We start from the raw sequence: 17,868 nt of genomic DNA, 5'->3' as shown, positions 1-17,868 counted from the left end.
GTAATTTGGTTGATGGTTAATAGATATGACCTTCCGACTCCTCGGAATGTCTCAGTACAACCTACGATATTAAGTGGATGTTTGGATTTTACTCCTTGGAGTTTGGAGAGATCATCAGGCTAAATCCAACTCCATGATGATTACGGATTTCAAGGCTTTCATCTTTCTTTAGATACTTCCTTAGGCGTGTAACAAACACATCTAAACTCCTTCCTTTGAAGTAATCATTTTCGCCCCAAATAGTCTCCAGGATCGTCTCTCGTTTGATAAGTTCATTTTTATTACTAATCAATAAACTCATCAGGTTAGCCTCCATTTGGGTGAGTGATTGCTGTTCTTCATTATATGAGTAGAGAAGGTTTTTAGGATCGAAGTACGAGTTGCCAAATTCTATTGGCTGATGAAGTACTATTTGCTTGTTTCCAGCATTCCTGCGTAAGAATACATCTATACGGTAGCTCAGTTCTTTTATGGAGAATGGCTTTGTCACATAATCATCACCTCCAATTTCAAATCCAGATAGTCGATCTTCTTCTTGCGACTTGGCAGTGAGGAAAATGATTGGAACAAGCTCACTTTCTTTCCGAATTTGTCCGGCGAGTTGAAAGCCATCCATTTTTGGCATCATCACATCCAGCACACAGATTTCGAAATCAGAACGCTGAAATGCTTCGAATGCTTGAACTCCATCCTGGCACCAAATTACATCGTGACCTAGTGATTCCAGGTTGTCCTGTACCATGAATCCAAGATTCTGATCGTCTTCTGCTAGTAGAATCTTAGCCATTGGGGAGTGTGATTTTAAAGGTACTTCCAACACCAACAGCTGATTCAAGTTCAACTTTTCCTCCAAGTTTTTTCACAGCAGAGGCTACAATTTGTAGTCCCAATCCAAACCCTTTTTGATTGTGCTGATTTTGTATCTCAGGAACTCGATAAAACTTTTCGAAAACCTTCTTTTGATGCTTTTCTGAAATTCCCTGACCATCATCAGTAATAGATAGATAGGTCTTGTTAGCATCTTGCTCAATCTCGATTGTGATATTCTTACCACCGTATTTGACAGCATTGTCAACAAGATTTCTCAACATGTTACCAAGCAGTTTTTTATTCGAATTTATTGCTTGAGGAGCCTCTCCTTCAAACTTCCAATTTATCATATATGCAGCGTACTCATTTTGGAATTGACTTGTCATTTCTGTCAAGTATTCCTTAACCCGCATGGGTTCCAATGCTATCTTAACCTTCGAATCTAAAAGCGATGAATGAAGTATATCTTCAACATTTTTTTGAAGGCGGCTGACTTCTGCTTCAATAATTTGAAGGTATTTGTTGTCTTGTTCAGAAGATCTTTCCTTTAGTGTGGATGAGGCCAGTGAAAGTGTGGCAAGTGGGGTTTTAAGCTCATGACTTACATTGTTAATGAAGTCTTTTTGCACTTCACTTAAACGCTTTTGCCTCAGTATCACAAACAGAGCATATCCAAAGAAGACGATCACTACCAGAGTAATTAGTGTGGTGAACTTCCAAAGGTCAAATCCGGCTAGTAGACTCTTTGATTTTTCAGGAAAATAAACTCCAAAATAGTACTCTTCATTCTCCAAGACAGGTATTACATCTACCCTTTTTTCAGCACTCAGGTTGACATTTTCAGCATAAACCATCCTGTCATTGGCACAATCATACACACCATACTCAAAGTCCTGAGATATGGATCGTTTCTTGATTTCGGCTGAGATCAGGTATTCGAGATTTGCGAGATCTATTCGATCGTTTGTGCGAACGATGAAATAGTTTCCGCTGACTTGCTCAATCGGATTTATGGTTGGAAAATCTTTGCCGTTGGCTTCACATAATGATTCCACCACGTTGCGAAGTGCAGCCTGAACGTTGTGATTAAATACCTGATCTTGTTGCTCTATTGCGCGATTGAGCCAGAAGATCTGGGTACCTATGATGCCAACCAATGTTATGATGGCAAGTACGATCAAAGCACGTATGTGAGCACTCTTCATTTTCCAAAAGTAAGTGGTTAATAGGTGGAAATGATTGGTTTAACAACTCATTAACAATCATTAGGAGGTCATTAACACAGGGTTATGTCTTCCAGCATCACATTTGGATCAAATAAAAATTATAGTAATATGAGAAAAGCGACATTTATCGTAATGCTGGGAATTGCAGTAGCTGTAGTTGCCGGTATGGCTCCAATAAAGTGGAAGACCACTTCTATTGATTTGGGACAAGTGACCAAAAGTGAATCAAAAGATCTTTCATTCGAATTTACGAATATGACTAATGAGCCAATTCGTATTCTGGAAGCGAAAGGGTCATGTGGATGCACGAATGTAAAATTTCCGTCTAATGAAATCGGTGCTGGCGAAACGGCATCCATTACGGCTAATTTTAGATCTGGAAAAATAGGATCGTTCAAAAAGAACATTCGCATCAAAACCTCTGAATCTGAAGAGTACACCTATTTGTACTTTAACGGCGAAGTGGTCGAATAAAATTCTAATCCCCTTGCCAAACGAGGGGATTTCTTTTTTAGAAAAAGAAATTCATAGAGAAGGCAGGTAGGTTTTCATCTTCTCCAAATGCGTAATTGAGATTCAGCACCAACGTGTTTAATGGACTTACCCAGATGCCGAATCCTTTACCAGCATGCCATTCATCGGAGTTTTCTCCATCCACCCACACACGTCCAATGTCGTGGAATGCCAAAAGTCCAAACTGTCCGGGAAATATGTAGCTTCTAAAAGATGCTATCTTTAATCGCAGGTCAAGATTGTGATAGAATGAAGTTTGTCCATAGAAGCGTGTTCTTCTATATCCCCTTAAGTTTGATCGCCCTCCAAGGATATTTGCATTGAAGAAGTCGAAGTTATCAGAGGTGATATGTGCAGCACCTAACCTATTTCCAATAACTAAGCGAGAAGGAAGTTTGGCAGTGAGGAAGAAAGACCATTCCGCACTTAAGCGAGAGGTGTTTTCAGAAATATCAGTAATTGCCTCCAAATGCTCAATTTCGGCTTTTGCCATCATACCTGCTTTTGGTAAAACTTTGCTGTCTCGGGAGTCAAATGAAATGCCTGTGGTAAAACGTGCATACTGGTTTGCTTCAAAGTCATTTGCATCTGTTGATAGGTCCGAGATGAAGCGATTGGCCGTATTGTCAACTTCCACTGTTTTATAGCCTCCGCTAAAGTAGAATTTTGCTTTGGCTCCTACATTTCTGGACAATCCGACATCTAGTTCCAATCGATCCATTCTCACACGATAGTAGTCGATCGGGTCATCATCCGGAGCTACAAATTGATCCATTAGAAACTCAGTCTCATTGCCAATACCAAAAAAGTTGTGGACAAAAAATGGCTCTTGCCAAAGCACGGAAGTATTGAGATCCCACTTGCCTAACACATCAGTATAGTCACCGCCGTATTTAAATTGGAACGAGCCAGTAGCAAATGCTCCGATAGCAGTGAAGGTATGTTGTGCGGCAAAAGGCTCTTTGCGCCAGCCATGCTTTGTATAGACAAATCCACCACCCAGGAAAATTCCATCATCCGGGTTTATTGCTCCAGTAACCAACGGCATCAGTATATCATATTTGAAAGCTTTGCGATTGTATCTATTGATATCTGGATTATCACTGAGCTTTAATATTCCTTGAGAGTTTCCTTGAACCTGTGTGCTCTTAAATCGGTCGTACACTTTGACGTTCGATAGTTTCTCATCTGCATTGCCATTGATAATCAGGTCTTTGTCCGTTCCTCCAATGATCCGAAGGTTGATTTTAGACTGACCTGTCACTTCGAATATATCTTCACCATCTAAACCGTAAAGACGAATTTCTTTGGTTTCATCTGCTTTGAATAGTCGCTCATAAATGACATGTTCTATGTCACCATCTTTTTTTCTTTTTCTTACGGTCACTTTAGTTTCTTCAGCATTAATATGCTCCACGAAAAAGTATTCATGCTTATCTGAGCCTACAACCTCCACCTCTTTTGAAAGGAACAGGTAAAGCTCTCTTGCATAAGACTCCATATTTGTTCTTCGAGCTTTCAGACCTTTGATGATTCGCTCTCCCGTCAATTCTTCGATTTGGTCCGGCCAGGTAGCCACCGCATTTTCAATGACTTGATCGGTGAGGTTTTGTTGCAAAAATTTGATTTGTTCGAGCCAGTCGTTCCAGTCTGGTTCATTCATAAACGTCCGATCGAAGAATCGTGCATTCTGACTTATACCAGGAGCCCAGTCTACTTCTTCATCAAACCCTTCGATCTTAGGAAGGGCCCACTTTCTGGCGGCAATGGTTGGTATAATTCCTTCGTTCATAAAGAATGCTTGATCACGATCTCGTGGAATTGGACGATACAAATTTCCTTTTTCCTGATCAAATTGAGCCCATCTCCACTGATCATCATGTCGATCCCAATCACCAATCCACATATCGAAAAGACGGTTTCTTACCACAAAATTTTGATCAACTGTATTGTCATTATCCTCTTTTAGATTTTCAATGACCTTATCAGTTCCATCTACGTCTTCTCCGCCACCAAAATGCGCGTCTCGTGAGGCGGCTTCATTTGGGCGCTCTTCATAAAGCGCTAGTGTTCCGGCAAATGTATTTTGAAACTGTCCGAGCCGTGGATCATCTGGTATAAACACAGGTTTTGGATTTGTGTGATAGATATTGGCAGCTTCGGCCAGAGGTGGCACAATGAATGCGCCATAGGGATGTGAGGCAGAGATTTGATCTTCTACTATGTCCTGAGCAAACGTTTTCTGAAGTGGGATAGGAATGGCGTTTTCTGGGTATTTTTCAATGGATCGCAAAACATATTGCCTTTCATCTTTGGCTTGAAGTCTAAGCGATTTGGTTTGCATTCCGCCTCCTTTTTTCACAACCCCTAGTCCGCCTCTTTCTTTGCCTAAGTCAAATACGTCCACTTGGACCGGAGTACTCCAAACGTCACGGTAGTTTTTACCCAGCCATCGGTGCTTCCCTTTATCTCCCTCGTACTTCCGGCTTGCAACAACTGTCACAACGCTATCAGAAAAGTCTAAATCTGGCGCTTCTTGAAGTATCTCTTTCAAATCTTTCTGATAAATATCCTTTTCGTAGAGGAGCCCTCCTTCAATGCCCCAATAATCAACAGAAGCCTTTCCAGAATCCTCCAGCTTAAGAATAGCGAATCCTTGCTCCTTTTTTGCAAATTGACTGTTTTTACCTTTTTTCACGTGTGTCACTTTTGATCCTGATCCACTTACTATGAAATGGTGTCCATCGTTCTGAATAAACTGGAGCGAGTGTTCGTGACCAGCTGCATAAACCACGTTTGTTGCTTCATTCATTGCGGCCAGTATTTGCTTCATGACAGCTCGATATTTCGGATGAGTGTTGTCTTGAATATTGCCTATTAGTTTCCGGAACAATGGCTGAATGCTACCGAGAATGGGCAAGGGTTTCATTTGCTCTTTGAAGCTGAAATTGCCGTTGTGCTCGCCATACGAGTACATTGGATGATGAGCTGCAATTAGTATGTGCTTGCCAGCATTCCTTTTGATTATTGACTTTAAATCTTCCAGGGTTTCTAAGGTTGACTTGTTTTCACAATTATCTTCTTCATCGGGTTTGTCCCAGCCGTGAAGGAAGTACTGTGTGTTGAGAATTATAAGTGTCGATTTGTCACTCATCGGAATTTCGTAAGGTCCGGGACATCCACCCATCGGAAGAAACACATTCTCACCATCGAAGTAGTTACGAATAAAACGCTCCATTTCTAAAGCTCTTTCCCAGCCATAATTACGACCCTGCGCCCAATCATGATTCCCGGGAATGATATAAGCAGTGCCGGGAAACGCTTTCATGATTTCCAGCTGTGGTGTAAGCTTGTTTTCCATTTCTTCCCGCTTTGGATCCTCTTTTCCAGGCAAGCCTTTAGGATAAAGGTTGTCCCCAAGAAATATCAAGTAGTCATTTTCAGTAGCATCTTTGATTTTGTCTCGAAGTAGATTTAGGTTTTTGTCCGGGTTTTTTGGCTCACCTGCATCCCCAATCAGATAGACTTTTTGACTCCACACAAAAGCAGGAAATAGAGATAAAATTATGAGGAGCTTTCTCATAGACTAAGATTTTTTCATTCTAAACTTTAAAATGTATCCACGATCTCCTTCACCTTCACTGCTAATGTACAAATCTGCAGACGGGGAAAAGCAGAGTCCCTCGGGCTGGCCGAGGATTCTGGGCGATATTGGATATGTGGCTAATATTTTACCGGATTTAGCAACGACCACAAGCATTTTGCCGACAGAAGAGAGTATGTAGTAATGACCTGATATCGGGTGTGTTGCAATTGCTGATGGCTTAAACTTGATGCGTTTTTTCTCATAATCGAACGTACGATTTTGTTCCCAAAATGCTTCGAGCTCTTTAGGACCAATAATGAAAGCAGGATTAGGATTTAGACTCATTTTATCAATTCTAACTTTATAGAATGCCCGACCATCAATTTCCTTTTTCCCAATAGTACCCTCCTCCTTGCAAGCTATTAGTAGCTCCTTTGAGTCAGGGTCGTACCCGAGTCCTTCTGTGTCATTAGCTGAGCTAAGGTCATTTTCGAACTTCTTAGCTTTTACTTTTTTATTAGATCCGAATGGAAATCTAAAAAGGTCTCCATCACTTTTGAGTACGTAAAGCTGATTGTTGATCAGCTCCACTCCCTCATAGTCGCCGGGCTTATAAAATCCGATTGAATGGATTACTTCCTCTTTTGAAAGGTCATATTGGAAAACTCTACCTGATTCGTCATCTACTGCCAAAATATAGCCGGGATCCATGTATGAAAGACCGGATATTTCCTCAAGTACATAGGGCATATAATATCTTTTGGCAGGTCTCTTCAGGTCGTAGGTAATCGAAATGTTATCCATAACCAGAAAAAGACTATCAGCATGCTGCCCGAAAGTAGCCGTTGTACAACTTTGACCAAAAGAAATGATCAAAGTGAACAATAAAAGAAGGGTTATGTTCTTTATCATGTGCGAGGGTTAGTCTAAAAGTCAAGGTTACAACACTAAATTGCCTAAATTTTGTTCTATTTTGTGTAGGATTACAGAGAATGATGATTTCTAGTTCAATTATTAACGATGTAAAGGATTATGCGATTAAGGTGCTTTCTAAACAGCTGCCTGATAACATGACCTATCATTCGATAAATCATACGTTGGATGTGGTGGGATCTGCAGAGGAAATTGCCGAGAAGCAATGTTTGTCTCCCGAAGATTTGGAAATTGTACAGATTGCAGCTTGGTTTCACGATTTAGGATATACAAAAGGATGTGAGCATCATGAGCAAAACGGTGCTGATATGGCCCGTAAATTCCTGAAGGAAAGAAACTATCCAGCAAAGAGTATTGAACGCATAGAAGGTTGTATTATGGCAACTCAGATGCCGCAAAACCCGCAAAATAATTTAGAGAAAATTCTTTGTGATGCAGATTTGATGCATTTGGCTGATCAGGATTATTTTGAGAAAGCAGACTTACTGCATCAGGAGATCGAGACGACTAAATTTTGTAAGATTCCTGAAAATGAATGGCTTCAAATGAACCAAGAGTTTCTTGATCAGCATTGTTTCTTCACAGACTATGCGAAAAAGAACTATGAAGCTGCGGTAAAAGAAAATTTAAAAAAGGTACGTGACCGCCTTAGATCATGGAAGAAAGCGAAAAAGTAGAAGAACTCGAAGAAAAGGTTGCCAAGCTTAAAAAGAAGGTAAAGAAGGCAAAAAAGCTTACGCCTACTAGAGGCATTGAGACGATGTTCCGTACTACCTCTAAAAATCACATGGAGCTTAGTGCCATTGCTGATAACAAGGCGAATATCATGATATCCATCAACTCGATCATACTTTCAGTATTGGTGTCGGTGCTGATACGAAAGCTTGAGGAGTATCCACACATGACGATTCCGGCTGTGATGCTGACACTGGTATGTTTGACCACCATAGTATTTGCAGTTTTAGCTACACGACCGAATGTTACAAAGGGGAAGTTTGAGCATGAAGACATCATAAAAAAGAAAGCGAACTTGCTATTCTTTGGCAATTTCCATCGGATGAAGCTCGAAGATTTTCAGTGGGGAATGAAAGAAATGCTGAAAGATGCGGACTATCTCTATGGGAGCATGATAAAAGATATTTACTTTTTAGGCGCTGTGCTAGGAAAGAAATATCGGTTGCTACGAATGAGCTACACCATATTTATGTTTGGATTTGTATTGGCGATTCTTGGTTTTATTGCGGCTGAGCTTTTCTTCAAGTCTCCTTATCCGTATTGATTTTGTAGGTATTCATAGGTACTGGATTGAGCTCTGATATTTATTTTTGGTTCAGGTCGCAGATTCTCAATTTTTTCTGACAGCCAAACTCCTTTCACATCATCTTGCCATTGAAATTTCAGAATGGTAAGAATCTCTTGCTTCAGGTGATCTTCTAGAATTGGGAAGCTTACCTCAATTCTTCTATGAAGATTTCTATTCATCCAATCAGATGATCCCAAATAGACTTCCTGATCGCCATCATTGTGAAAGTAAAAAACACGACCATGTTCCAGATAGCGGTCTACAATCCGCTTCACTTTAAGGTTTTCATTTGGAACCAGACAGCAAATACTCCTTACGATCAGTTTTACGTCAACACCCTTTTCGGCTGCTTCATAGAGTTTTTCAATCAAAGCTGATTCCTGAAGGTTGTTAATTTTAATTATTAATCGTGCTTCTCTTCCAGCTTCCGCATGCCGGATCTCGCGATCAATCTTAGCTATAAATGTTTCTAAAGCTCCAAATTGAGAAACTATTAAATGTTTGAATGGAGGAGGGGTGTATCGAGTGAGAAGATGTTGAAAAACCTCTGAAAGTTCCTTCGTTATCTCTGGGTTCTTAGATAGTAGACCGTGATCGCAATAAATTTCAGAAGTCTTTTCATTGAGATTTCCGGTTCCAAAGAAGCCGTACATCTGATCAGCTTTTTTAACAAGAGCGACTTTTGCGTGTACCTTAAGTCCCGGCAAACTATAAATGATCTTCACTCCTGCAGCACGCATTTTTCTCGCCCACTCCAGATTGTTTTGCTCATCAAAACGAGCCTTCACTTCCATGAAAACAATGACTTTCTTACCATTCTTTGCTGCGCTAATCAAAGCTTCAGCTATGAAGGATTTCTTAGCCATTCGATAAAAGGTTACATTGATTTCTCTCACATCCGGATCAGTAGCCGCTTCGTTGAAGAACTGCAAAACGTAATCATAGGATTGATACGGAAAATGCAGTAATCGATCCTTTTTTTCTATGCTTTCGAATATGGATTTGTTGGATTCTAGGTCGGACACTTTTACGGCCGATCTATTTGGATAGATAAAATCTGAGTCCTTGATGTCAATTTGGAAAAAGTCATTCAGATTGTGATACCGTCCTCCGGTGATCATATCCTCCGGCATAAGCTTCAATTTTTCTATCAAGGTTGATATCAGCACCTCATTCATTTCTGTATCAAAAAGGAATCTGGATGGGGATCCCAAATTTCTTTTTTGAATTTGCGCTTCTATCTTCTTCACGAGATTCCCCTCAAATTCATCATCGATTTGTAAGTCAGAATCCTTGTTTAGTTTGATGGAATATGCAGAAACCACTTCATTTTCAGGAAATAGAATATCCAAATGGAGTCTAATAATATCATCAAGAAAAATGTAGTAGGTTCTGTCATCAACTTTGAAAGATGAGAACCTGCCAAGATTTTGAGAAGGGATATTGACAATCTTAACTTTTCCATTTTTAAGTTGTACCGCCAAGTATATTGCTTGATTATCTAGAAAAAGAGGTTTGTCTTTAGAGACTTCAATAGGACGTAAAAACGCCGATACCTGAGTCTTGAAGAAGTGAAGTAGCTGTGGTCTTATCGCTTCGGGGATCTCATCGGCGTGCATACAGATCACCTGATTTTTTTCCTGCAGCTTCTCGATAATCGTATTTAGCGCTGCACCATATTCATCTAGTTGATGGCGTACCTCCTCATGAATTTCTTCAAGCAATGATTTTGCATTAAAGTCAATTCGCTTGTTGATTTTCTTTTTATCTATCTGCTTGATGTTTCGAATATTGGCTACTCGAACCCTGAAAAACTCATCTAAATTGGATGAATAGATTGCGATAAATCTTAACCGCTCGAGGAGCGGCACGTCAGAATCCATCGCCTCCATAAGTACTCTATAATTGAATGAAAGCCAACTTAAGTCACGATCAAAAAGCTTCAAATTATGCTAATTTTATGATTTCCATTTCCTGATCGATACCTTTTAGTTTAACATCTCCCAGAGAGCTTCCATTTTTGGCAAGATGCTTTACTTCTGCATAAAATTGTGAGGAAACCAGCCAGGTACAATTATACTCTTTGGTGAGCTGCTCTAAACGAGCTGCTGTAATTACGGGTATCCCCGAAATGGAGAATTGTTGTCGAGTACTGTTTCCAATATTTCCGGCAATAATTTCACCATTATGTATCCCGATACCGACTTTAATTTCATCAGACCATTCAGATTTGTTCATTTTGCTAACTCTTGAAAGAACATCCCTTGCCGCATTAAAGGCACTTTCTGGAGCGTCACCCTCTTCTGAAGCAAAGGAAGCCATTAAACCATCCCCCATCAACTGATTGATCATCCCGCCATTTTCATGTATGCAATCCATGATTGGTCCAAAAAATCGATTTTGAAAAGCGTTTACATCTTCAGGCGAAAGGCTTTGAACACGATCAGTGAAGTCTCGAATATCTAGGAATAATACAGAGGCCTTTATCTTAAAGCTAGCGCCACCAGCTTCTGTTAGCGCTTGTACAACTTCCTTAGAAACCTGCTGACTAAATAGGGATTCCATCTCATCTCTTTCCTCTTGAGTTCTAATCGAAATTGTTAGTCTCTTATTGAGCTCTTTGGCAACCAAACCTGCGCAAACTCCAGCTATCAAAAACATGGTAGCTTTTGTGTAAAAAACAATGGATGGAAGCATGAAAGAAGTATCATAGCTGTCAAATGTCCACAAGGTAATCAAGGCATATATAGTAGCTATTATCAAACCATTAAGAAAACTCAGCCAAAAGCTTAAGTGCAATGCAGATACAATGATGATTGGGAAGAAAATAAAAATAAGAGGGGAATCAAGGAAAATTGCATTCTCTTCCCACTTGATGATATAAAAAAGCCAAACAAAAGGGACGATAGAATCTACTGTTATAGAGTAGTATTTGTACCATGCGGGTAGTGGCTTTTCACAATGCGCAATTTTCCCCACCAATAACCTTGAAATAAATAAGAGGACGATGAAACTAACAGACATGTAGACGCCCAGTTTCATGCTTCTTTCATCAATAAAAACCTCTGAAATGGTAGTCGGAAAAAAAGTGATGTTTAGGAAAAGCAATAAAAGGGCAAAAAACAGCACGCCCAGAAATATTTCAAGTCTCCTCTTTTCGGTTTTGACTATTTCTAGATCTATACATTCCTCCAACTTAAGCTGCATATGAGTGTTTCCCTTTTGATCAGATAAACGTAATTTTAATATACCGAAGTAATAAGATAAAACAGGGATAGGTTAGTTCCTTGGTTACAAGTATTCTTATGGATATACGTCTGTTATCAGAAGAGGATTTTGATTCGCTCTACAAAACGTTCAAAGTAGCCTTTACCAACAATGAAGTCTCTTTTCAGCCGAGCGTTGAAGAATTTAGTTATCGCCTTGATAAGAAGTTTTTAATGAACGGATATATTTCTGCGGGTAGTTACGATGGAAATGAGATGACAGGATTTATTCTCCACAGTTCAGGAATCTATCAAGGAATCCCCACTGCGTATAATGGAGGCACAGGAGTCCTTCCTGGATTTCGAAATCAGAAAACTGCTGAACGTATCTATGAATTTCTAATCCCCAGAATTCAGCAAAAATTTTTAGCTCGAATCCTGCTTGAAGTTGTGGAAACCAACAAAACCGCGATCTCACTTTATGAAAAAATTGGATTCACTTTCAAGCGGCGCTTTAAATGTTATAAAATGGCGAGTGCTCTTGAATCAAAAGCAGATGAAAGGGTGGGAATAGGAACAATGGAGGAAGTTAATTTTGATTTTGTCGATTTCGAGCCATCATTTATTGATAGTTCTGAGCATCTCAAAAGAGGAGCAGAGACTGTTATTGTAGCTAAAGAGAAAGATATCATTTCAGGATATCTGATTTTCCAACCTCATTTAGGTCGAATCTCACAATTGGCAGTGGCTGGCGCTCACAGAAATGAAGGAATTGGAGAAGCATTGCTAAGAAAAGCACAATCCCTGACGAAAAAGTCACTTACCATAATGAATATTCCGGAGGATGAATTAGGATTCGATTCATTTCTTACCAGATGTGGATTTAAAAATGAGGTCAATCAATATGAGATGGAATTGATAATTTAGGCAATGCTTTTCTCAAGCCTACAGAAAATAACCAACGGAGATATCTACCTATCTAGCGATTCAGAAGTGAGCCGTTTTTCTGTCGATTCCAGAACATTAGTTGGACATTTGGAAGAAGTTTTCATAGCTATCAAGGGAAAACGAGATGGACATGATTACATCCATAGTGCCCAGGCAAAGGGAGTTAAGAATTTCATCTTAGATACCAAAGTTGAAATCGAAGATGCCAATATTCTGGTCGTCGAAGATACCCTTCAAGCGTTACATCAGATTGCCAAAAACTACCGAGAAAAATTTGATATTCCGATTGTTGGGATCACTGGAAGCAATGGAAAAACAACGGTAAAAGAGTGGTTATCCACCATTCTATCTGAAAAGTATTACGTAGTAAAAAGCCCAAAGAGTTACAACTCTCAAGTAGGAGTGCCCCTATCATTGATGGAAATTGGTGATAATCACGAGGTAGGAATTTTTGAAGCAGGAATTTCCAGACTAGGAGAGATGAAAAAATTGCAACATATGATCCAGCCTACCCTTTGCATATTTACTAATTTGGGAGAAGCTCATGATGATGGATTTGATTCCTCTATCCAAAAGCTATATGAGAAGCTTCTACTTTTCAAGGCTGCAGAAAAAGTCATCTGTAGAAGTGACATGCGATACTTCGAGGAAGCTAAATCTAAACTTGGCAGTAAGTTGATTACATGGGGTGAAAGCAATGCTGATTATGCTGTGCATTGGGACAGAAATCGCATTTTGGTCAATGAAACATCATACGGTTCAAAATTTGTCAGTAAGACACAACTCGAAAATCTAACACATTGCATAATAGCAGCTTTGGAATTAGGATTGAGACCAGAGCAGATTCAAAAAGGCTTGAATCTTGTCGAGGGAGTCCCGATGAGACTTGAATTGAAAAAAGGAATTAATGGAAGCTACATTCTGGATGATTCCTACAACAATGATGAAGCGGGCTTAAAAGTAGCTCTTGACTATCTCGAGTCGCACAAGCAGAATGAAAAAAGAACACTGATCCTCTCGGACATAATACATTCTGGAAAATCTGATGAGCACCTCTATCAAAATATTAACGAAATCTTAAAGGGGAGGGGTATTTCTAGGCTCATAGCAGTTGGCCCAAGAATATCCGCCAATAAGCAGTCATTTTCTCTACCGACTTCATTTTTCAATAGCACTAGAGATCTGCTGGACAATCTTCCTGATTTTAAGGAGGAGATGATCATTGTGAAGGGCGCCAGAAATTTCGAATTAGAACGTGTCGTTCATCGGCTGGAGGAGAAAAGTCACGGGACTGTTTTGGAAGTTAATTTCGAAGCGCTTCAGTATAATTTGAACCAATACCGTGCTATGATCAATGACACCACCAAGCTAATGGTGATGGTAAAAGCCAACGCGTACGGCAGTGGATTATTAGAAGTAGCGAACTTCCTGCAGCATCAGCTAGTGAATATGCTGGGAGTGGCTTATGTAAATGAGGCCATTGAGTTGAGAAAGAATGGAATCACTATCCCCATCATGATCATGAATCCATATATCGAGAGTTTTGAGCAATTCGAGCGGTTTGATTTACAAGCAGAAATTTTTAGTATCTCTCATTTCAGGCGAATGCTAAGGGACACAAACAAGCATCCCAAAGTCCATTTAAAAATTGATACAGGTATGCATCGGCTGGGTTTCCATACTGATCAGCTGGATGATTTAATCGAAATATTGAAAGCTAATCCAAAGGTCAAAGTTGAAGGAATTTTCACACACTTCTCAAGTTCTGATACACCTAAAGAGGATGATTTCACTGTTTCACAAGCCAATGATTTCGAGAAAGCCTATACAAAAATTGCCTCTGCTATTGGTTATAATCCCACCAAACATGCGCTCAACTCACCAGGAATGGTCAGGTGGCCTCAGTACCATTTCGACATGGTGCGATTGGGAATCGGCCTTCATGGATTCGATCCTGTGGGTAAACTTGAGCTTAGACATGCCAGCACATTGAAAACGGTTGTGTCTCAGGTTCAAGATTTAAAAAAGGGAGAAACTGTTGGGTATTCGCGCAAAGGAAAACTTACTCGAAATAGCCAAATAGCCATTATTCCAATCGGATATGAGGATGGCTATTCTCGAATCTTTGGCAATGGAAATGCCAATGTCATGATCGACCAAAAACTATGTCCCACCATCGGAAACATTTGTATGGATATGACAATGGTAGATGTAACCGGACTAGGTGTAAGAGAGGGAGATGAAGTGATTGTGTTTGGGTCAAGCCCAAGCATTAAGGAGTTGGCAACCTGGGCGGGTACTATACCTTATGAGATTTTGACCAACGTTAGCAATCGCGTGAAACGGATATTTGTGTCAGAGTAAATAAATTAAGACCAGGCCGATTGGAGCCGTCACACTTAAAATATTTATGCCTCTTTGGTCAATAATTGTTGATGAAGCGTATCAAGCTATAAATGGATAATCCAGCGAAAATATTTACCCTCCGCAACCTAAAAACTTCTTGAAATCAATATCCTCAGGAAAGCCACCCTTTTCATCCTCAGGATCTAACTTTTCTTTTGGTTCTTCCTCTTTCTTTTTACGCTCAGTTTTTTCTTTCTTGGCCATAGTTAAAGATACATTATCTATCAATAGAGCTTAGATGGAACGACTGGATTATCTTTGTCGCATGCCTTCAAAAGACATTACTGACTTGAAAATTGGCGTGCTGGGTGGTGGCCAGCTCGGCCGAATGATGATCCAGTCTGCGATCAATTATAACTTAGATATTTCAATTTTGGATCCCGATGAAAACGCGCCCTGTGCACATCTGGTGAGGAATTTTACAGTTGGTAAACTGACTAACGAACAATTAGTCTACGACTGGGGAAAAAATTTCGACCTTATTACAATTGAGATCGAGAATGTTAGTGTAGCGGCACTGAAAAAACTACAGACGGAAGGCGTGAGCGTATATCCACAACCTGAAATCATCGAACTCATTCAAGATAAGCGAAAGCAAAAGACGTTTTATAAAGCAAACAGAATCCCAACATCTGACTTTGTACTGACTGAGGATGCAAAAGATGTAGCCAAATATGGAGAGATGCTTCCAGCGGTGAACAAACTTGGGACCGAAGGATACGATGGTAGAGGCGTGCAAATGATTCGCACAGCTGCAGATTTGGATAAAGCATTTGATAAGCCTGGCTTATTAGAGAAACTCGTTGATTTTGACAAAGAACTTAGTGTTGTTGTAGCTAGAAATCAACGCGGAGAAATGAATTGTTTTCCGGTGGTAGAACTTTCGTATCACCCTGAGCAAAATCTGGTCGAATTCCTCTTTGCACCAGCACAGATTTCTACAGAAGCTGAAAATAAGGCCTACGAATTAGCTAAAGATGTCATAGAAAAATTAGACCTGGTGGGGTTGTTGGCAGTGGAAATGTTTCTGACAAAAGAGGGAGAAGTTTTGGTGAACGAAGTGGCACCAAGAACTCACAACTCTGGACACCATACCATAGAAGCCAACAGGACTTCCCAATTTGAACAACACCTCAGGGCCATCATGAATATGCCACTTGGGTCAACCGAATTGATAACTCCTGCCGCAATGGTAAATCTGCTGGGAGAAGATGGCTTCACCGGCAATGCACGATACGAAGGTATGGAAGTATGCCTGGGCATGAATGGAGTTTATGTGCATCTTTATGGCAAGAAACTAACCAAGCCTTTCCGAAAAATGGGACATGTGACTATCACAGATGATTCCATTGATGAGCTGAAGAATAAGGCGAGAAGGGTAAAAGAAACACTAAAAGTAAAAGCATAATGGCAACACCAAAAGTTGGAATCATCATGGGAAGTAAGTCTGATCTTCCTGTCATGCAACAAGCGGCAGATATATTGGAAGAGCTAGGCGTTTCATACGAACTAACGATCGTTTCTGCGCACAGGACACCACACAGAATGTTGGATTACGCTGAAGGCGCTAGAGAAAAAGGATTGCAAGTAATCATTGCTGGAGCAGGAGGAGCAGCACATCTACCCGGAATGGTTGCCTCGTTGACGACACTGCCTGTCATTGGGGTGCCGGTTAAGTCTAGTAACTCCATAGACGGTTGGGATTCAATACTTTCGATCCTGCAGATGCCTGGAGGTATTCCAGTTGCAACGGTAGCTCTAGATGGTGCAAAAAATGCAGGGATACTCGCGGCAGAGATTGTAGGGTCGGCAAACGATGAGATTGCCAATAACTTACAGCAATACAAAAATAGCCTACGAGACAAGGTTATGGATTCTGTGAAAAGTATCGAAAAATAGCTACTCTGCTGGAGTCTCTTCTTCAATTATTTCGGGCTCCTCTTCTTTTGGGAAGATTAGCGATAGAACAATTGCTAAAACAAGCGCTCCTATAATGATAGCGAAGGACAAATATGTTGGGACGTGAACATCAATGATCTCGGCAAGCATTTTGGCGCCGATGAATATTAAAACGATAGAAAGTCCTTTCTGCAATAGATAAAACTTGTCAAGTACATTGGCAAGTAAAAAAAACATTGCTCGTAAGCCCATCACGGCAAAAATGTTGGAAGTATAAATCACAAACTCATTTTGAGTAATTGCGAAGGCAGCTGGAATCGAATCCACAGCAAATATTAAATCGGTTGACTCAATAAGGATAATTACTAAAAACAAAGGAGTGAAAAGTAACTTTCCATTCTCTCTCAGCCAGAATTTTCCACCCTTATCAGAAGTGCTCATGGGGAGGACTTTTTTTGCAGCTTTTAGCAGAGGATTTTTTTCAGGCTCGATCTCCATATCGTCTTCCTCACTAAATAGCTTTATTCCGGAGTAAACAAGGAAGACTCCAAAAATGTAAAGAATCCAATGAAACTCAGCGATGAGCAGAGCGCCTACAAATATGAAAACCGCCCGGAATACGATTGCACCTAAAATTCCCCAAAAGAGAATGTTGTGATAGTACTCCTCCTTTACGTTGAAGTATCGAAGAATCAACAGTATCACGAAAATGTTGTCAACAGATAGTGCCTTTTCAGTTACGTAAGCTGAGAAGAACTCAAGGGTTGCAGCCGGGCCTTCACCATAGAAATAAATCAAAGTACCATACCCGACAGAAACAAGTACCCAAAAAATTGATTGTTGCAGAGCTTCCTTTTGAGAAACTTTTTGATGCTTTTTATGAAAAACACCTAAATCTACGATCAGGAAGAGTACAATAATAACCCCGAACACTCCAAAGAGTATTCCTTCATTTTGTCCTCCAAATATGTTTAGCAGCATTATTTAGGTGATTATTAAACGGTGAGGGTTAATCAAATTAAGTAATTAAGCGCAAAT

At 40.1% G+C, this 17,868-nt stretch carries 15 protein-coding genes; 7 read left to right on the top strand and 8 right to left on the bottom strand.

Annotated elements, in window-relative coordinates:
* Positions 1-88 precede the first annotated feature (88 nt).
* Both ACL8WY_RS08610 and ACL8WY_RS08605 read right to left on the bottom strand, forming a co-directional pair.
* A complete protein-coding gene (locus ACL8WY_RS08610) occupies positions 89-787 on the bottom strand; it encodes a response regulator transcription factor (RefSeq protein WP_436518032.1) in 699 nt (232 codons plus the stop codon).
* A complete protein-coding gene (locus ACL8WY_RS08605) occupies positions 780-2,015 on the bottom strand; it encodes a sensor histidine kinase (RefSeq protein ID WP_436518031.1) in 1,236 nt (411 codons plus the stop codon). The genes ACL8WY_RS08610 and ACL8WY_RS08605 overlap by 8 nt, the downstream gene beginning before the upstream one ends.
* Before the next feature lie 129 nt (positions 2,016-2,144).
* Here ACL8WY_RS08605 and ACL8WY_RS08600 point away from each other — a divergent pair, with 129 nt between their 5' ends.
* On the top strand, positions 2,145-2,510 hold the full coding sequence (locus tag ACL8WY_RS08600) for a DUF1573 domain-containing protein (protein WP_436518030.1): 366 nt from the start codon (positions 2,145-2,147) through the stop codon (positions 2,508-2,510).
* 37 nt (positions 2,511-2,547) lie between these two features.
* Here the strand turns inward: ACL8WY_RS08600 and ACL8WY_RS08595 are convergent, their stop codons facing one another.
* Both ACL8WY_RS08595 and ACL8WY_RS08590 read right to left on the bottom strand, forming a co-directional pair.
* Positions 2,548-6,132, bottom strand: coding sequence for a BamA/TamA family outer membrane protein (locus tag ACL8WY_RS08595; RefSeq protein ID WP_436518029.1), 3,585 nt, complete (start codon positions 6,130-6,132; stop codon positions 2,548-2,550).
* 3 nt (positions 6,133-6,135) lie between these two features.
* Entirely contained in the window at positions 6,136-7,047 is a 912-nt protein-coding gene (locus ACL8WY_RS08590; RefSeq protein ID WP_436518028.1) for an SdiA-regulated domain-containing protein, read from the bottom strand.
* A gap of 80 nt (positions 7,048-7,127) precedes the next feature.
* On the opposite strand from ACL8WY_RS08590, the gene ACL8WY_RS08585 reads away from it, so the two are divergent.
* Positions 7,128-7,745 (top strand): HD domain-containing protein, encoded by a 618-nt coding sequence (locus tag ACL8WY_RS08585; RefSeq protein WP_436518027.1) that lies wholly within the window; start codon positions 7,128-7,130, stop codon positions 7,743-7,745.
* Positions 7,724-8,347 carry a Pycsar system effector family protein gene (locus tag ACL8WY_RS08580; RefSeq protein WP_436518026.1) on the top strand — a complete coding sequence of 208 codons (624 nt, stop codon included), beginning with the start codon at positions 7,724-7,726 and terminating at the stop codon, positions 8,345-8,347. Before ACL8WY_RS08585 ends, ACL8WY_RS08580 begins: the two co-directional genes overlap by 22 nt.
* Here ACL8WY_RS08580 and ppk1 read toward each other — a convergent pair.
* Positions 8,335-10,317 (bottom strand): polyphosphate kinase 1, encoded by a 1,983-nt coding sequence (gene ppk1 / locus ACL8WY_RS08575; protein ID WP_436518025.1) that lies wholly within the window; start codon positions 10,315-10,317, stop codon positions 8,335-8,337. The genes ACL8WY_RS08580 and ppk1 overlap by 13 nt on opposite strands.
* Position 10,318: 1 nt before the next feature.
* Entirely contained in the window at positions 10,319-11,578 is a 1,260-nt protein-coding gene (locus ACL8WY_RS08570; RefSeq protein WP_436518024.1) for an adenylate/guanylate cyclase domain-containing protein, read from the bottom strand.
* Positions 11,579-11,676: 98 nt separating this feature from the next.
* Between ACL8WY_RS08570 and ACL8WY_RS08565 the strand changes: the two genes are divergently transcribed.
* Together ACL8WY_RS08565 and ACL8WY_RS08560 are read left to right on the top strand one after the other, a co-directional pair.
* Positions 11,677-12,504 carry a GNAT family N-acetyltransferase gene (locus ACL8WY_RS08565; RefSeq protein ID WP_436518023.1) on the top strand — a complete coding sequence of 276 codons (828 nt, stop codon included), beginning with the start codon at positions 11,677-11,679 and terminating at the stop codon, positions 12,502-12,504.
* Positions 12,505-12,507: 3 nt separating this feature from the next.
* Positions 12,508-14,889, top strand: coding sequence for a bifunctional UDP-N-acetylmuramoyl-tripeptide:D-alanyl-D-alanine ligase/alanine racemase (locus ACL8WY_RS08560; RefSeq protein WP_436518022.1), 2,382 nt, complete (start codon positions 12,508-12,510; stop codon positions 14,887-14,889).
* Between the two features lie 114 nt (positions 14,890-15,003).
* Here ACL8WY_RS08560 and ACL8WY_RS08555 read toward each other — a convergent pair whose 3' ends face one another.
* Positions 15,004-15,135, bottom strand: coding sequence for a hypothetical protein (locus ACL8WY_RS08555; protein WP_436518021.1), 132 nt, complete (start codon positions 15,133-15,135; stop codon positions 15,004-15,006).
* A 34-nt stretch (positions 15,136-15,169) separates the two neighbouring features.
* On the opposite strand from ACL8WY_RS08555, the gene ACL8WY_RS08550 reads away from it, so the two are divergent.
* Both ACL8WY_RS08550 and purE read left to right on the top strand, forming a co-directional pair.
* The gene (locus ACL8WY_RS08550; protein ID WP_436518020.1) at positions 15,170-16,339 is read left to right on the top strand and encodes a 5-(carboxyamino)imidazole ribonucleotide synthase; all 1,170 of its coding nucleotides are present in this window, start codon (positions 15,170-15,172) and stop codon (positions 16,337-16,339) included.
* Positions 16,339-16,830, top strand: a complete 492-nt coding sequence (gene purE / locus ACL8WY_RS08545) for a 5-(carboxyamino)imidazole ribonucleotide mutase (RefSeq protein WP_436518019.1) — start codon at positions 16,339-16,341, stop codon at positions 16,828-16,830. Before ACL8WY_RS08550 ends, purE begins: the two co-directional genes overlap by 1 nt.
* Here the strand turns inward: purE and ACL8WY_RS08540 are convergent, their stop codons facing one another.
* A complete protein-coding gene (locus tag ACL8WY_RS08540; protein ID WP_436518018.1) occupies positions 16,831-17,811 on the bottom strand; it encodes a TerC family protein in 981 nt (326 codons plus the stop codon).
* Between the last annotated feature and the right edge of the window lie 57 nt (positions 17,812-17,868).

This window comes from Ekhidna algicida (assembly GCF_051379705.1).
Classification (GTDB): Bacteria; Bacteroidota; Bacteroidia; order Cytophagales; family Cyclobacteriaceae; genus Ekhidna.
The sequence above is the reverse complement of the archived record's forward strand: the minus strand, read 5'-3'. Positions and strand labels throughout refer to the sequence as shown.

Coding starts and splice junctions, on each gene's coding strand:
- ACL8WY_RS08610 (WP_436518032.1), bottom strand. CDS start 787: ATGGCTAAGATTCTACTAGCAGAAGACGATCAGAATCTTGGATTCATG.
- ACL8WY_RS08605 (WP_436518031.1), bottom strand. CDS start 2,015: ATGAAGAGTGCTCACATACGTGCTTTGATCGTACTTGCCATCATAACA.
- ACL8WY_RS08600 (WP_436518030.1), top strand. CDS start 2,145: ATGAGAAAAGCGACATTTATCGTAATGCTGGGAATTGCAGTAGCTGTA.
- ACL8WY_RS08595 (WP_436518029.1), bottom strand. CDS start 6,132: ATGAGAAAGCTCCTCATAATTTTATCTCTATTTCCTGCTTTTGTGTGG.
- ACL8WY_RS08590 (WP_436518028.1), bottom strand. CDS start 7,047: ATGATAAAGAACATAACCCTTCTTTTATTGTTCACTTTGATCATTTCT.
- ACL8WY_RS08585 (WP_436518027.1), top strand. CDS start 7,128: ATGATGATTTCTAGTTCAATTATTAACGATGTAAAGGATTATGCGATT.
- ACL8WY_RS08580 (WP_436518026.1), top strand. CDS start 7,724: ATGGAAGAAAGCGAAAAAGTAGAAGAACTCGAAGAAAAGGTTGCCAAG.
- ACL8WY_RS08570 (WP_436518024.1), bottom strand. CDS start 11,578: ATGCAGCTTAAGTTGGAGGAATGTATAGATCTAGAAATAGTCAAAACC.
- ACL8WY_RS08565 (WP_436518023.1), top strand. CDS start 11,677: ATGGATATACGTCTGTTATCAGAAGAGGATTTTGATTCGCTCTACAAA.
- ACL8WY_RS08560 (WP_436518022.1), top strand. CDS start 12,508: ATGCTTTTCTCAAGCCTACAGAAAATAACCAACGGAGATATCTACCTA.
- ACL8WY_RS08555 (WP_436518021.1), bottom strand. CDS start 15,135: ATGGCCAAGAAAGAAAAAACTGAGCGTAAAAAGAAAGAGGAAGAACCA.
- ACL8WY_RS08550 (WP_436518020.1), top strand. CDS start 15,170: ATGGAACGACTGGATTATCTTTGTCGCATGCCTTCAAAAGACATTACT.
- purE (WP_436518019.1), top strand. CDS start 16,339: ATGGCAACACCAAAAGTTGGAATCATCATGGGAAGTAAGTCTGATCTT.
- ACL8WY_RS08540 (WP_436518018.1), bottom strand. CDS start 17,811: ATGCTGCTAAACATATTTGGAGGACAAAATGAAGGAATACTCTTTGGA.